Source organism: Cupriavidus alkaliphilus (assembly GCF_900094595.1).
GTDB classification, from domain to species: Bacteria; Pseudomonadota; Gammaproteobacteria; order Burkholderiales; family Burkholderiaceae; genus Cupriavidus; species Cupriavidus alkaliphilus.
On the sequence record NZ_FMAD01000006.1, the window covers coordinates 68,481 to 82,552 of the forward strand.

The 14,072-nt window shown below is 63.9% G+C and carries 14 protein-coding genes; 7 read left to right on the forward strand and 7 right to left on the reverse strand.

The window, feature by feature from the left end:
• Window positions 1–36: 36 nt before the first annotated feature.
• Both GA0116996_RS14175 and GA0116996_RS14180 read left to right on the forward strand, forming a co-directional pair.
• Window positions 37–285 (forward strand): hypothetical protein, encoded by a 249-nt coding sequence (locus tag GA0116996_RS14175; protein WP_092312527.1) that lies wholly within the window; start codon window positions 37–39, stop codon window positions 283–285.
• A 240-nt stretch (window positions 286–525) separates the two neighbouring features.
• The gene (locus tag GA0116996_RS14180; RefSeq protein WP_062803237.1) at window positions 526–804 is read left to right on the forward strand and encodes a hypothetical protein; all 279 of its coding nucleotides are present in this window, start codon (window positions 526–528) and stop codon (window positions 802–804) included.
• 33 nt (window positions 805–837) lie between these two features.
• On the opposite strand, the gene GA0116996_RS14185 is transcribed toward GA0116996_RS14180, so the two are convergent.
• Window positions 838–2,472, reverse strand: a complete 1,635-nt coding sequence (locus tag GA0116996_RS14185) for an acyl-CoA synthetase (protein ID WP_092312530.1) — start codon at window positions 2,470–2,472, stop codon at window positions 838–840.
• A 219-nt stretch (window positions 2,473–2,691) separates the two neighbouring features.
• Here GA0116996_RS14185 and GA0116996_RS14190 point away from each other — a divergent pair, with 219 nt between their 5' ends.
• The 5 genes from GA0116996_RS14190 to GA0116996_RS14210 all read left to right on the forward strand — a co-directional run bounded on the left by GA0116996_RS14190 (window position 2,692) and on the right by GA0116996_RS14210 (window position 8,766).
• Window positions 2,692–3,408, forward strand: a complete 717-nt coding sequence (locus tag GA0116996_RS14190) for a Crp/Fnr family transcriptional regulator (protein ID WP_092312533.1) — start codon at window positions 2,692–2,694, stop codon at window positions 3,406–3,408.
• A 118-nt stretch (window positions 3,409–3,526) separates the two neighbouring features.
• On the forward strand, window positions 3,527–4,171 hold the full coding sequence (locus tag GA0116996_RS14195; RefSeq protein ID WP_092312536.1) for an AraC family transcriptional regulator: 645 nt from the start codon (window positions 3,527–3,529) through the stop codon (window positions 4,169–4,171).
• Window positions 4,172–4,376: 205 nt separating this feature from the next.
• Entirely contained in the window at window positions 4,377–5,987 is a 1,611-nt protein-coding gene (locus GA0116996_RS14200; protein WP_092312539.1) for a hypothetical protein, read from the forward strand.
• A gap of 311 nt (window positions 5,988–6,298) precedes the next feature.
• Window positions 6,299–6,931, forward strand: a complete 633-nt coding sequence (locus GA0116996_RS14205; protein WP_092312542.1) for a response regulator — start codon at window positions 6,299–6,301, stop codon at window positions 6,929–6,931.
• Entirely contained in the window at window positions 6,928–8,766 is a 1,839-nt protein-coding gene (locus tag GA0116996_RS14210; protein WP_092312545.1) for an ATP-binding response regulator, read from the forward strand. The genes GA0116996_RS14205 and GA0116996_RS14210 overlap by 4 nt, the downstream gene beginning before the upstream one ends.
• Before the next feature lie 32 nt (window positions 8,767–8,798).
• Here GA0116996_RS14210 and GA0116996_RS28275 read toward each other — a convergent pair whose 3' ends face one another.
• The 6 genes from GA0116996_RS28275 to GA0116996_RS28490 all read right to left on the reverse strand — a co-directional run bounded on the left by GA0116996_RS28275 (window position 8,799) and on the right by GA0116996_RS28490 (window position 13,896).
• Window positions 8,799–8,966, reverse strand: a complete 168-nt coding sequence (locus GA0116996_RS28275) for a hypothetical protein (protein ID WP_010812488.1) — start codon at window positions 8,964–8,966, stop codon at window positions 8,799–8,801.
• Between the two features lie 209 nt (window positions 8,967–9,175).
• Complete coding sequence (locus GA0116996_RS14215; protein WP_092312548.1) at window positions 9,176–9,598, reverse strand: VOC family protein; 423 nt, start codon at window positions 9,596–9,598, stop codon at window positions 9,176–9,178.
• A gap of 26 nt (window positions 9,599–9,624) precedes the next feature.
• On the reverse strand, window positions 9,625–10,740 hold the full coding sequence (locus tag GA0116996_RS14220) for an NADH:flavin oxidoreductase/NADH oxidase (protein ID WP_092312551.1): 1,116 nt from the start codon (window positions 10,738–10,740) through the stop codon (window positions 9,625–9,627).
• Between the two features lie 479 nt (window positions 10,741–11,219).
• Window positions 11,220–11,714 (reverse strand): DUF3304 domain-containing protein, encoded by a 495-nt coding sequence (locus GA0116996_RS14225; protein WP_167355510.1) that lies wholly within the window; start codon window positions 11,712–11,714, stop codon window positions 11,220–11,222.
• A 65-nt stretch (window positions 11,715–11,779) separates the two neighbouring features.
• Window positions 11,780–12,232 carry a DUF3304 domain-containing protein gene (locus tag GA0116996_RS14230; protein WP_092312557.1) on the reverse strand — a complete coding sequence of 151 codons (453 nt, stop codon included), beginning with the start codon at window positions 12,230–12,232 and terminating at the stop codon, window positions 11,780–11,782.
• A gap of 140 nt (window positions 12,233–12,372) precedes the next feature.
• The gene (locus GA0116996_RS28490; RefSeq protein ID WP_244159862.1) at window positions 12,373–13,896 is read right to left on the reverse strand and encodes a T6SS immunity protein Tli4 family protein; all 1,524 of its coding nucleotides are present in this window, start codon (window positions 13,894–13,896) and stop codon (window positions 12,373–12,375) included.
• Window positions 13,897–14,072: the final 176 nt, after the last annotated feature.

Genomic DNA, 14,072 nt, shown 5'->3' on the forward strand with positions numbered 1-14,072 from the left:
AGCATCAATGCGCCTACCTGCGAACGGGAGACACCCATGTCGACTTTGCCTCTCACGCTGACTGACAATCATCGCACCCTGGTGCTCCATGTCCTCGAGGACGGACCGGGCCAGTTCACCTGGCGCATCGTGATGGAAGAACGGTGCGGCGCCGCCGATGAGGACTGTACGGTCGCGGCACCGGGCACCTACCGGTCCTATGCTGAAGCCGAAGCCGCATGCTGGGCCGCCGGCAACGGCATCCTGAACGGCCCGCGCGCCGCAGGCGAACTGCGCATCACCTGACACCCGCAAAATTTCGCGATCCACTTGCACTACGCGCCGCGTGACCTAGTCTGGAAGCGTGGCAGTGGCAACGCGGGCGATGCATTGCCCGCGATTCTTCGTTCCGGCCACGTCCCGGGCAGACCCTGCTGCCCGGTGCGCTTTTTTGCCACCTGCCTGTCATCTTCCTGGCCTTTACTGACCTGGTCGCCATGCCGCCCCAAGAAACGGGTACGGTGGCCAAGGCCGCAGGAGCATGCAATGGACAAGCCGGTCGTCACGCCCCAGCGCTTCGTTGAACTGATGAACGAACGCCTCACCAAGCACCCGCTGTTCCGCGAGGGCATGCGGGTCTACGCCATTCCGCAGCACAGCGATCATCCGCGCAGCCTGGTCTGCGTGGGACCGCGCGGCACCGAATGCGTATGCGCCACCATCGAGAGCATCGTGCGCGGAGAATGCGAGGTCTTTCCCGACATCGGCCCGGACTGGCATCAACCGCCCCGGACCGCAACGCCGCCCGAGGTGCGGGCGCGCTGAATGGCCGCGGCGCCGTATGGCGCCGCTTGCATTTCAGACGTCGATGGCCGAATCGGACTTCACCTTGCGGCGCAGCTCGAATTTCTGGATCTTGCCGGTGGAGGTCTTGGGCAACGGCCCGAAGTAAACCGCCTTGGGCACCTTGAAGCCCGCCAGCAGCGTGCGGCAATGCGCGATCAGTTCTTCCGCGCTGACGCTGGCCCCGTCCTTCAGCTCGACAAAGGCGCACGGCGTCTCGCCCCACTTGGCATCGGGCTGCGCCACTACCGCCGCGGCCAGCACCGCGGGATGCCGGTAGAGCGCGTCTTCCACCTCCACGCTCGAAATGTTCTCGCCGCCGGAAATGATGATGTCCTTGCTGCGGTCCTTGATCTTGATGTAGCCGTCGGGCATGCACACGCCCAGGTCGCCGGTATGGAACCAGCCGCCGCCGAAGGCTTCGCGCGTGGCCTTCTCGTTCTTCAGGTAGCCCTTCATGCAGATGTTGCCGCGGAACATGATCTCGCCGATGGTCTCGCCATCGGCCGGCACCGGCTGCATGGAATCGGGATCTAGCACGGCCACCTGCGACTGCAGGTGATAGCGCACGCCCTGGCGCGCCTTCTTGACCGCGCGGTCCTGCTCGGACAGCGCGCTCCAGTCGTCCTGCTCGGCGCAGACCGCGGCCGGGCCATAGACCTCGGTCAGGCCGTAAACATGGGTCAACTCGAAGCCCATCGCCTCCATCTGCGCCAGCACCGCGGCCGGCGGCGGCGCGCCGGCCACCATGCCGCGCACCGGCCCGCGCACGCCCTCGCGCCACGCGGCGGGCGCATTGACCAGCGCGGTATGCACGATCGGCGCGGCGCAGTAGTGGGTCACGCCCTCGTCGCGCATCAGGTCGAACACCAGCTTGGGCTCGAACTTGCGCAGGCACACGTTGACGCCCGCGCGTGCCGCCACCGTCCACGGGAAACACCAGCCGTTGCAGTGGAACATCGGCAGCGTCCACAGGTAGACCGGGTGCTTGGGCAGGTCCCACTCCAGGATGTTCGAGATGGCATTGATGGCCGCGCCGCGGTGATGGTAGACCACGCCCTTGGGATCGCCGGTGGTGCCCGAGGTATAGTTCAGCGCGATCGCATCCCATTCGTCGGCGGGCAGTTGCCAGGCGTACGCCGGGTCGCCGCCGGCGAGGAAGGATTCGTAGTCGGTATCGCCGAACGGCGTCGCCTGCGGACCCAGCTCGTCGTGGACGGCAATCACCTTCAGGCCCGGAAGCTCCAGCGCCATCTGCCGCGCCACGTCGGCAAACTCGGTATCGGCCAGCAGCACGCGCGCCTCGCCATGGCGCAGCATAAACAGCAGGTTGGCGGCATCGAGGCGGATATTCAGCGCATTGAGCACGGCACCGGCCATCGGCACGCCGAAATGCGCTTCCACCATCGCCGGCGTATTGGGCAGCAGCGCGGCGACGGTATCGCCCTTGCCGACGCCGGCGCGTGCCAGCGCGCTGGCCAGGCGCCGCGCGCGCGCATGGGTGTCACGCCAGTTCTGGCGCAGCGGGCCGTGCACGATGGCCAGGCGGTCGCCATACACCTCGGCGGCGCGCACCAGGAAATCAATGGGGGTAAGCGGCACGAAATTGGCCGCGTTGCGGGCCAGGCCGCTGTCGAAATCGGTTGGCATTGCTAGTGTCTCCGCCTTATCGGGGTCATTCCGGGGTCATTCCGGGTCGTTCGGGCGCTGTCGATGCGGCGCCTTGCGGCGCTGTCACTTTTTCTTGCACAAGGCTATCATCGCACACGCCGGCGCACTGTCGTCGAGACGACAAACCTGCCGCAAACCCGCGCCAGGCAAGGCTTACACGATTCTTACAGGATGCGGCGCAGTGCGCCCGTCCGTGCCATGAGCGAACCCGCAGACCCCACTTCCCTCCCTGCCCCGGCGCCCGCCGCGGTGCTGGCCGGCCATGCCTGGTTCGGCGAACTCGCGCCGGCGCACCAGGCGCTGGCCGCGCGCGAAACGCTGCTGCAGTCCTTCGCCGCGGGCAGCTTCATCGCCCGTCGCGGCGAGCCCTCGCGCCACTGGATCGGCGTGGACAGCGGCCTGATCAAGCTGGCGGTGTACACGCCCGACGGCCGCGGCTGCACCTTCTCGGGCGTGCCTGCCGGCGGGTGGTGCGGCGAAGGCAGCGTGATCAAGCGCGAACACCGCCGCTATGACGTGATCGCGATCCGCGACTCGCAGGTGCTGCTGGTGCCCGAGCCGGTCTTCAACACACTGCTGGCGCAGAGCCTGCCGTTCGCCAGCTTTGTCGTGCGCCAGCTCAACGAACGCATGGGCCAGTTCATCGCCACCGTGCAGAACGACCGCCTGCTGGGCGCCGATGCGCGCGTGGCGCAAGCCATCGCGCAGCTGTTCCATCCGGACCTGTATCCGCGCACCAGCCCGGTCCTGGAGCTGTCGCAGGAAGAGATCGGCCTGCTTACCGGACTCTCGCGCCAGCGCGTCAACCAGGCGCTGCGCCGGCTCGCCGATGCGGGCATGGTGCACTTGTCGTACCAAAGCATCCGCGTGACCGACCTGCCACGACTGCGCCACTTCGGGATGTCAGAGCTGTAACGCGGTAGCCACCAGGGCTGGAATTGCCTTTAAGCGGATCACCGCGGTCTTGCGCCGTCCGCCGAATCCTGCGACAGTTACCCGCCGCACCGCCGCCAGCTTCAGGGTCGCTTTCCGCATGCCGCTTGTCAGCCGTCACCACGTCCGCTTTGCCCGCCTGCGCTTTCCCTTTGCCGTCCATGTGCAAGCCCTGCACGGCACGGCCAGCCTGCGCGACGCCAACGCGCGGCGCGAAGTTCGGCCCGGCGACCCGTTCGTGGTGCACGCCTTCGCCCACTTCGACTGCGACCTGCCTGGCACCTGGCAACAACCCTGCGCCATCGTCCTGACCGCGGTGCCGGACAGCGACTGTCCCCGCCTGGCCGGCAAGCCTGCTGATCGTCCGTGGTCGCGCCAGTTCGCCGGCCTGGTCTTTTCCCGCCCCGACACCGACTGGAACGCCGAGCGCCTGGCCGCGCAATGGCAAGTGCCGGCACGCCTGGTCCGCGCGCGGCTCTTTGCCGAAGGCGAGGCGCTGCATCCGCTGCTGCGCGAGCAACGCGCCGCCCATGCGCTGCACGCGCTGGCCAGCGCCGGCGGCCTGGTGCCCGCGCTGGAGCAGCTGGCCGCGCATGCGGGCCTGCGCTCAGCCAACGCGCTGGCGCGAGCCTGGCATGACTGGTTCGGCATCGATGCCGCGCGGCTGCTCGAAGATTGCCGCGCAGGTGGCCGCACGCTCGCGCCGACGGCAACCTGGCCGGGACTGGTGCGGGCGGCTGCCTGATTCGTACTTCCTCGGCGGTAAGCCGCCCGCACGCCGCGCGTGGTTTGTCAATCACCTCAACGCGGGTTGGGCGACATAAGGCATCTCACGGAAAATCGCGCCCGCGGGGCGGGTCAGCCGCCCCGTGGGCGGGGTCCTGCATGAGCCAGTGTTCCACCACGCAGCGCCCTGCCATAACAAGAAAACCACAGAAATCCAAACTGGGATGAAAACAAAACATCTGTTTTTGACGGGTCTGGCGGCGGCCGTACTGACGGCCTGCGGCGGCGGCGGCGGAGATTCGGCGCCGACCACGGCGCCCGCTGCCACCAAGATCAGCGGCACCGCGGCCGTTGGCGCTGCTTTGGGCAATGCCACGGTCCAGGCCAAATGCGCCGTGGGGAGCGGCACGGCCACTACCGCCGCGGACGGGAGCTTCACACTCAGCATCGATGGCGCCACGCGCCCGTGCGTGCTCAGCGTCAAGACGACTGACGGCACCACGCTGCATTCAGTGGTCGAGGCCGGCACCGGCACCACCGCCGTGGCCAACATCACCCCGCTGACGGAACTGGTGACCGCGTCGCTGGCGCAGGGCAGCACCACGGCCTTCTTCGACCAGTTCGACGCCGCCGCGCAGGCCAAGCTGACTTCCGGCAACCTGACCAGCGCCACAGAGGCGGTTCGCCTGGTGCTGACCGGCGTGGTGGACCTGACCAGCGTCGACCCGCTCAAGGATCCGCTGGTGGCCGCCAACGGCGCCAACGCCGGCAATGCCCAGGACAAGCTGCTGGACCAGCTCGGCGATCGCCTGGAAGCCTCGAAGACCACGCTGGGCGAACTGTCCTCCGCGGTGGCTTCCAATGCCGGCGCGGCGGCGGTCCAGACCGCGCTGCAGCCGGCAGCGTCCAGCTGCGCGGGGCTGAAGACCGGCAAGTACCATGTGATCGGACTGGGCTCCGCGGTGGCCGAAGCCGGCGACCTCGACGCCGCCGCGCTCAAGCTGCAGATCGGCAACGAGACCGTCCCCTTCACCGCCGTGGCCAACGATGACTGCCGCTTCACCGTGCCGGGCGCGAACGGGACCACCAACACTGTGATGGTCGCCAGGTCGGGCATCGCACTGGCCGTGCCGCCCGCGGGCCCGATGAGTGATCTGCCCACCCTGCTGATGCCCGCACAGGCTGTTGCCCTGGCCGACCTGGCAGGCGACTGGAACGGTCTCGGCATGGAGCGGGACAACAGCGGAACTCCTTACGCATCGCGCCGCGTGACCTTCAGCATCGATGCCGCGGGCAAGCTGAGCAAGGGTGCCGACTGCTCGGGCGTGAACACCTGCGAGGCATGGCTGCCTGAAGAACTGCCGACGCTCAGCGCCAACGCCGACGGCAGCTTCAAGATCACCGACAGCTTCGGCTCCCAGTTTGCCTACGCATTCAAGGGCACCGACGGTCAGGTCACGGTCGTTATCACCCACGACGATGGCTTCATGATCGCCGCCAAGCAAGTGGTACGCCCCTTGCCGGTGGTGGGTGCGACCAACTCGTACTGGGACACGGTAATGTATGGCGGCACGGTGCCCACGCTGGAGCACGCCGGCACGTGGTCGACCCTGGTAACGTCAGTGGATGCGCAGACCGGCATCTACACGCGCAAGCGCCTGGAAGACAGCCGCCTGGACAGCTGGAAGACTAACCACCCGGCCAACGGCCTGCGCTACCGTGCACGCGCCAGCAACGCCTCCGAGATGATCTCGATGGTCCCGGGCAATACCGGCCTGAGCCTGGGGATCGGCGTGAACGGATCGTTCTACGATATCTCGGTGAACCGCCCGTAATCGCCACGCGAAGCGCCAGCCTGGGCGACTTGCGCCCGGGCGGGTCGAGCCGGTGCCGCCATGCGGCGCCGGCTTTCTTTCTTTTACGCCGGCACCTGACGAGGGGTCACCAAAAAAATACCCACAGCCGGGTGGTAGTGGGTAACAAAGTGGTGCGGGCACGTCGCGGAACTGCCCACGACTGGCATCGTCGCACCGAGTTTCCCGCGTGCCAATAATCTTTCCGGACTAGTGGCGTCCCCACACCGGTTGCATGGACAAGCGCCGGCGATTCTTGTCCAATGGATCGCCCCTCGCACCAGCCATCTTCAATGCCCCACGCCCGCCTGCTGCTGATCGACGACCATACCTTGTTCCGCACCGGGCTGCGCCTGGTGCTGGCCGACAGCCCGAGCGTGGCCCATATCATCGAGGCCGGCTCGGTCATGCAGGCGGTGCAGGACCACGGCGGCGCGGAGGTCGACATCATGCTGCTCGACATCCAGATGCCCGGCCTGAACGGCATCGAGGGCGTCAAGGTATTGCGCCGGCATTTCCCGGCGGCGCGCATCCTGATCGTGTCGGGCACTTCGGGGCTGGACACCATCCCGGCCGAAGTGCGGCGCGAGATTGCAGGGTTCTTGCCCAAGTCCGCCGACGCAAACGAAATCGAGGAAGCAATCGCGTGCTGCCTGGCCGGCGGCACGCATTTTTCCGGCGAAGCCGATGCCGCAGCAACGCCCCAGACCTCCTACGCGGCGAGCAACCTCACACCGCGCCAGCTCGAGGTGCTGCATCAGCTGACGCTGGGCCGCTCGAACAAGGTCATTGCCTACCATATGGGCCTGTCCGAGAACACCGTGCGCGTCCATGTCGCGGCCATCCTGGATCATCTCGGCGTGGTCAGCCGCGTCGAAGCCATCCTCGAAGCCCAGCGGCGCGGCCTGGTACAGGCGGCGCGATGACAGCAGAGGCCACAGCCCCGGCCGCCCCCGCGCGCGGGCCGCTGCGCTGGCTGCCCCGCTACGATGCGCCACGCATTCTGGCGGCGCAGATGAGCCTGATCGACCAGAGCTTCGGTTGCGCGATGGCAGGCTCTTCGCTGGCAGCGATCTTCCTGGCGGCGGGGCTGGTCCTGAACTGGGACCGCCCCGGCGCCCTGCCCTGGGCCGGCGCGATGGTGCTGGTTTGCGCCGTGGCGTACTTCGGGCGGCTGCGGCTGCCCGGGCGGCTGACCGAAGCCGGTGCGGCGCGCTATGCGCGCGGCATGACCGCCATGCTGATGCTGATCGGCACGCTGTGGGGACTGGTGGCATGGCTATACCTGGACGTGCGCATGCCGGCGGTGGTGATCTGCATCCTGTCGCTGATCGCCGGCATGAGCGCGGCGGCGCTGGCGGTATTCTCGGCATGCCTGCCCGTGGCGATCGGTTTCTTCGTGCCGGCGATCGTGCCGGTCTGGATCGCGTTCCTCGCTACCGGCGATATCGAATATCTGCCGATGTTCCTCGCCACGCCGCTGTACCTGTGCGTGCTGCTAGTATTTGCGCGCAACTACGCGCGCGTGGCGCGGCAATCGATCGCGCTGCGTTTCGAGAACGTGGAACTGATCTCGCAGCTGCGCGAGCAGACCACGCGCGCCGAGGCCGCGCAGCACGCGGCCGAAGAAGCCAGCCGCGCCAAATCGGTGTTCCTGGCCTCCGCCAGCCATGACCTGCGCCAGCCGCTGCACGCGATGGGGCTGTTCCTGGTATCGCTGGGCCGCACCCGCCTGGATGAACGCCAGCGCCAGCTGCTGGCGCATATCGAGGCCTCTTCCGGCGCCGCGCGCGAGATGCTGAACTCGCTGCTGGACTTCTCCAAGCTCGAGGCCGGCGTGATCACGGCGCGCGCGCGCGCGTTCCGCCTGCAGCCGCTGCTGCACAAGCTGGAGAACGAGTTCGCGCCGCAGGCGGAGGCGCGCGGGCTGGTGTATCGCACCCGCGATACCACCGTCACGCTGCATGGCGATCCCACCCTGGCCGAACTGGTGTTGCGCAACCTGATTGCCAATGCCATCCGCTATACGCAACGCGGCGGCGTGCTGGTGGCCTGCCGCAAGCGCGGCGCGCGCGCGACGATCGAAGTCTGGGACACCGGCATCGGCATCCCCGCCGCCCAGCACCGCGAGATCTTTCGGGAATTCCACCAGCTGGGCAATCCGGAACGCGATCAGCGCAAGGGGCTCGGGCTGGGACTGGCCATCGTCGAGGGCCTGGCGCGCACCATGCAGACGCGCGTGACGCTCGCGTCCAGCCCCGGGCGTGGCTCAGTGTTTCGCTTCGGCATGCCGCAGGCCTGGGAGTCGCCCGAAGAGAGCCCGCCGCCGCCGGCGCGCGCCCTCGACGGGCTGCGCGTGCTGGTGATCGACGATGACGAGGCCATCCGCAGCGCGATGTCCGAACTGCTGTCGGCCTGGCGCTGCGAATGCCGCACGGTCGAATCGGAAGAACAGGCCCTGGCAGCGCTGGCGGAATTCACGCCCAAGCTGGTGCTTGCGGATTACCGCCTGCGCGGACACCGCACCGGCCAGCAGGCGCTGGACGCGATCCGGCAGCGGCTGGGCCGCCACGTGCCGGCCATCATCATCACGGGGGATACCGCGGCCGACCGCCTGCGCACCGCGCACGCGACCGGTACCGCATTGCTGCACAAACCGGTGATACCGCAGGAATTGCAGGCGGCCATCGACACCCTGCTGCGCGAGTTCCCGGCAGAGGTCAGCAACGCTGCGGACCGCCAGGCGGCGGTCACGAAGTGAACTACGCCCCGGTCACGCCGGGGTCAGGGCCATCAGCCGCCCGAATGCAGCGGCGACAGCGAATAGGCCAGCACCAGCCCCGCCACGATCGCCGGGGAACCCAGGCGGATCGCCGTGCTGCGGGACAGCACGCCCAGATACACATACAAACACACCAGCACCATCGCAGTCACATACAGCAGGCTGTCATAGACTTGCATGGACGTCTCCCTTGCCATTGTTCTTATTGCTTTACTTCGGTGGTCTGCCGACGGGGCTGATGCGTGGGGGTATTGCGGAACTGCGTGGGGGCGCTCCGTCGACAGCATGCTATGGCTGTCTGTTCAAAGGATAGTCACCACTTCGACGGAGCGTGGCAATTATGGAAATCCCTTTGCGGCGCTGCACCAGCAGCGGTGCGTGGTCAGGGTCAATCGGCCGGCAGCATCTCGGGGTTCCAGGCGATTTCCCACAGATGTCCGTCCAGATCGTGGAAGTAGCCGGCATATCCACCCCAGAAGGTGTCCTGTGCCGGCTTGACCACGCTTGCCCCCGCGGCCAGTGCCTGCGCCATCACCGCATCGACCTCGGCCTTGTTGGCGACGTTATGGGCCAGCGAGAAATCGGTCAGCGCGCGCGACGTTACCTGCAGTCCGGCGTCATGCGCCAGGCTGGCGCGTGGCCATAGCGCCAGCTTGAGGCCAGCCTGCAGGTCAAAGAACGCCACCGCGCCGTGTTCGAACTGTTCGCCGACAATGCCCGCAGTAGGCAATCCAAGGCCGTCGCGATAAAAGCGCACCGCACGCTGCAAGTCATCGACACCCAGCGTAATCAGCGTAATCCTCGGTTTCATGGCAGTCCTCCACTATCATCGATCGCCTAGCGCTGCCCAAACGCCGCACCGGCGAACAGGTCCTTCAACTCGCGCGGCTGCGAACGCCAGTATTGCTTAGGCGCCTGCACGCTCGCGCCGAGGCGCGCCGCCGCGTGCCAGGGCCAGCGGGGGTCATACAGCATGGCACGCGCCAGCGATACCGCATCGGCCTCCTGGTTGGCGATGATGGCTTCGGCCTGTTCCGGCTCGGTGATCAGGCCCACTGCAATCGTCGGCAGGCCCACCTCAGCCTTCACCCGCTGCGCGTAGGGCACCTGGTATCCGGGCCCGAGCTTGATCGCCTGCTGCGGTGAGACCCCACCGGTGGTCACGTGGATCGCCGCGCAACCGCGCGCCTTCAGCGCCTTCGACAAGGCTACTGTGCCATCGATATCCCATCCTCCCGGCACCCAGTCGGTCGCCGAGATGCGCATCCACACCGGCCGCTCGGCCGGAAACGCCTCGCGCACCGCATCGAACACTTCGATGGGAAAGCGCATGCGGTTCTCCAGTCTGCCGCCGTATTCGTCGTCGCGATGGTTGGCCAGCGGCGACAGGAACTGATGCAGCAGGTAGCCGTGCGCGGCATGGATTTCGATACCATCCAGTCCCAGCCGCGCCGCGCGCCTGGCCGCGGCGACAAAGTCATCGCGCACCTTGTCCATGGCTGCGCGATCCAGCGCAACGGGCGCGACTTCCGTAGCGCCGTGCGGCACCGCAGAAGGTGCCACCGTATGCCAGCCACCGGCTGCATCGGGGGCAATTTGCTGGCCGCCATCCCAGGGCGCCTGGCTCGACGCCTTGCGGCCGGCGTGTCCCAGCTGGATCGCGATCGCAATCGGCGAATGCGCGCGCATCGCGTTGATCACGCGGCCCAGCGCCGCCTCGTTATCGTCGGAATACAAGCCCAGGTCATGCGGCGTGATCCGCCCTTCCGCAGAAACCGCCGTAGCCTCCACGATCAGCATGCCCGCACCCGACAGCGCCAGCGAACCCAGATGGATCATGTGCCAGTCCCCGGCATTGCCGTCCTGCGCGGAATACTGGCACATCGGCGCGATGGTGATGCGGTTGGCGAGGGTGAGGTCGCCGATGGCTAGCGGCTCGAACAGTTGGCTCATGCGGAGTGCTCCTTGCGGGAATTTTGCTGGCCTGGAGGGCAGGAATCCTGATTCTAGGCGACGCAGGGGTTGCTGCAGGCAGTGGCTTACGACCGCCTACAGCGCTCCGCACCCAATAGGAAGCGCGGATGCTCAGCGGTGCTGCGGGGATGGCGCACGGCGGCGGCGCAGAGACTGGACCACGGTGCATGGGCTCGGCAAGCGATCGCTCGATCGCTCGGAAAAATTGGCCGAAATCGCTGGCGGTGGCCGCAAGGATGCTTCCAGCCGCGCCATGCCCGCACCGTACTGTCGAGATGGCCGTCTAGCGCCGACAAGAATAGCGAACGCCTGTCGCCGAACGCGCTGTACAGGCTCGGGTGGGTCAGCCCTTCGCAGCGGTCAGGTCGCGGGTAAATGTGGCGTTGTAGCCGCGGAGGAAAAAATCAGCGGCAGCTCGTGGGCGAGAAGCGCCCACTTCGCGCATTGTGACGCTCTCTTCAGTTCGAAATGCTTTTTGCTCGTCCGAAAGGCCCTGTGACCTCTCGACCAGGCGCGAGTTGGGCATCCGGGCCCTTCAAAGGGTAGTCCGGGTGCCATAACGCGTACATGGTGACAAACAGTTTTACTTCCCCGTTTCTCAAAAAATGGACGGCAACGTCTCCAATTTTGTCGTAGCGCGGTACGGGCACTATGCGTTCTTGATAATTTTGGTCGTACTCATCTGTCCAACCTACTGTCGCGGTTAATCCGGGTTTCCACGGGTGCGGGACAGAAACGCAGCACGCGAACTTTCCGCCGCCTTCATGGGCAGCAACAAAGCTGCCTCCACGACCATTCACAGTGAAGTGACCAATATCCCGCGCGGTATGGTTATATCCAACGACATTGACACCGATGTCTTGCGGGCCGCAGGCGGCAAGCATTGAGATCGTCAGGCCCACGCCCAGGGTACGCCATTTGCGTACGAACAAATTAGTTGGAAACGTCGCCATGGCAGGATCGATCCCAGCCGAAAAATTAAAAACAATTTGCTAAAATAGCTACCAGAAAAATAACCTTATTTGTCTTCCCTTAAAAACGGAGATGGAAAGGGATATCGCTCATGACCAACATATACCTCACTGACTATAACCCTGACCTCTTCGTGAGGAAAAAAATGCACCGCGAGATGACCCGTCGACGCATAATATGGAATTTTTATAACTTTACTTTTCCAAAATTCATTCGACCGATCATCCTTCGTCCAACTTACTTCAACCTCCAGTTTTGAGTTCCATTTTGATGGAATCTTGATGCAGCATATTGCTTCGCTCTGCCCATGTGACGGACTTCGGCCCATGTATGCGCCGTTGATAGTAAACGCCGCAATAAATTGATCGGTATGGTTATATCCGAGAACTTCCGCCCCAAAGGTGTCAGCCCGTTCCGCGCAGCCCAAAACAAATATTGACAGAAAGGAACAACAGATTATCACGATCAACCTAACCCAACCGAAGATCGCATTCGCCATAAGTTTTTCCGTCTGGAGCCCGCCAGAATCCCTTCTTAAAATGCATATAGCAGATCGTCATTGCCATTTGCTGCCTACGCAAAGAAAGTGCGATCTCGCTAGTTCGCTTCAACTTCCTTCATTTTTTTATGATGTATTATTCAACTACCACCGCCACCCCTGCCATCGCGGGGTAATTCGGCTTCCGGCGTCGACTGGTAAGTAGAACGAATGTGAAAGCTCTTAAGAAGAGCATCGTAGCGGGACCGTGCCTCTCGATACGGTGGCGGGTCGGCCTGAAGCTTAGGGTAACGCGACCGCCACACGGACTCCATTTCCACCTCGATTCCTGGAAGCAATTGAGAGCCCGGGCGGCCAGCGTAGCCGGTATAGACATAATAGCCTTCCCTCGTATTCCCAGCTTCTCTCGACTCCATTACGATCCCGCCCTGCTCGGCGGACAACGCGCCGATTTTTGCCGAACGAGGGCCAAGTCGCTGCGTTACCGACACCCCATCGGGAAGACTAGAAAATAATCCCGTAGCCGAACGCCCACCAGCCTTGATCATCGTGCCCAGCGAACCCTGCCCCACCGGTATTGTTTCAAAGTTAGCGGTATAGATCAGCGCGGGATATTCTGCAAATCGGAACGAAGCAGAGATTTTGTGCGCAGTTTGCCCGTCATCCTTAATAAAAGCATGAGGCAAACATAATCCATGCTCTCGCGGAATCTCATGTAGTTGACGTCCTCGCAGACGGCTGACCAGGTCTTTGATCGATGCCTCAGCCTCTACCCATTCAGCGTCATTTGGGGTAGTTGGATCAGTGAGCCCCAATAACATCGCCTTAAAAACTGCAATGTGGCCATCTAAGGCTACCGCGCCTCGGATAAATGTATTGCTCGCTTTGGTGTCCGATCGGAATGCAGTCGCATTTGGCACCCCAAGTTCGATTTTCGATTGATATCGACCCGCCTTGATCTCAGCAATACTCTGCTCGGTCGCCCTTCTTTCTGCCTTCATCGCGGCGATAGTTTCATCGGTGGCAAGAGTTTTATTGCGCCGAATCAATCTTTCTTCTTCCAACTGATCTTCAAGCTGACGTTGAAATCCAGCAAGGGAGTGGGAATTCATACGATCCCGATAATCCAATATACTTTGACGCAACGCGGTCGTAGTAGGACCAAGGATTGCCATTGAAATGCGCAAGCCCTTGCTCACGAATTCTATACTTCCTCTCCCCGTCCCATCATCGAAATGGCCGTATAGATAATCGAAGGGATCCTCCTTCCCGAAGCTCGTAGGCACAGCCCATTCTAAACCTTTCGTACCAACTGCATTAAAAGTCCATCGCCCGAGACATTCGCCGTACGGAGAAAATTTTCTCACGGATTCCTTACCGACTGAATTAAGCTGAACTTTGTTGGCATGACTCGCTCGTCCGCCCTCCTTCACTACTGGCTCCGCGAGAGCATGCTCATTATTTTGCCCGCAAGCAGCGAGCAAGATGCACAGAAGCGTTATGACCTGGACCTTAGCTTTTATCGCCGCGCTAGGATTTCGGACCAAATTCAAATCCATGGCTTTAAGACAAACTGCATATTTCCCGCGCTGCTCGGGCCCGGATATTTCGAAGTAGGCGAAAAGATATTTCCATATGCACAAAAAATTTCCAGTGGCTTGCATGCGATCTTGTCGACTGGGGCTTGGTATCTCTACTCGATTGCCGAAACGATCAGGGCCCATCGTGGTCTTGGGTTCATGCGCCGGTCCGCTTTGCCCGCACGCAGCCGTCGTTATGGCCGCCAGGCATACGAGGCCGAAATGCCATGTGCGCTTCGGCTTCAATGCCGTTGCCATTT

Coding starts and splice junctions, on each gene's coding strand:
- GA0116996_RS28275 (WP_010812488.1), bottom strand. CDS start 8,966: ATGCAAGTCTATGACAGCCTGCTGTATGTGACTGCGATGGTGCTGGTG.
- GA0116996_RS14210 (WP_092312545.1), top strand. CDS start 6,928: ATGACAGCAGAGGCCACAGCCCCGGCCGCCCCCGCGCGCGGGCCGCTG.
- GA0116996_RS14180 (WP_062803237.1), top strand. CDS start 526: ATGGACAAGCCGGTCGTCACGCCCCAGCGCTTCGTTGAACTGATGAAC.
- GA0116996_RS14195 (WP_092312536.1), top strand. CDS start 3,527: ATGCCGCTTGTCAGCCGTCACCACGTCCGCTTTGCCCGCCTGCGCTTT.
- GA0116996_RS14230 (WP_092312557.1), bottom strand. CDS start 12,232: ATGGCGAATGCGATCTTCGGTTGGGTTAGGTTGATCGTGATAATCTGT.
- GA0116996_RS14225 (WP_167355510.1), bottom strand. CDS start 11,714: ATGGCGACGTTTCCAACTAATTTGTTCGTACGCAAATGGCGTACCCTG.
- GA0116996_RS28490 (WP_244159862.1), bottom strand. CDS start 13,896: ATGCAAGCCACTGGAAATTTTTTGTGCATATGGAAATATCTTTTCGCC.
- GA0116996_RS14175 (WP_092312527.1), top strand. CDS start 37: ATGTCGACTTTGCCTCTCACGCTGACTGACAATCATCGCACCCTGGTG.
- GA0116996_RS14190 (WP_092312533.1), top strand. CDS start 2,692: ATGAGCGAACCCGCAGACCCCACTTCCCTCCCTGCCCCGGCGCCCGCC.
- GA0116996_RS14205 (WP_092312542.1), top strand. CDS start 6,299: ATGCCCCACGCCCGCCTGCTGCTGATCGACGACCATACCTTGTTCCGC.
- GA0116996_RS14215 (WP_092312548.1), bottom strand. CDS start 9,598: ATGAAACCGAGGATTACGCTGATTACGCTGGGTGTCGATGACTTGCAG.
- GA0116996_RS14185 (WP_092312530.1), bottom strand. CDS start 2,472: ATGCCAACCGATTTCGACAGCGGCCTGGCCCGCAACGCGGCCAATTTC.
- GA0116996_RS14220 (WP_092312551.1), bottom strand. CDS start 10,740: ATGAGCCAACTGTTCGAGCCGCTAGCCATCGGCGACCTCACCCTCGCC.
- GA0116996_RS14200 (WP_092312539.1), top strand. CDS start 4,377: ATGAAAACAAAACATCTGTTTTTGACGGGTCTGGCGGCGGCCGTACTG.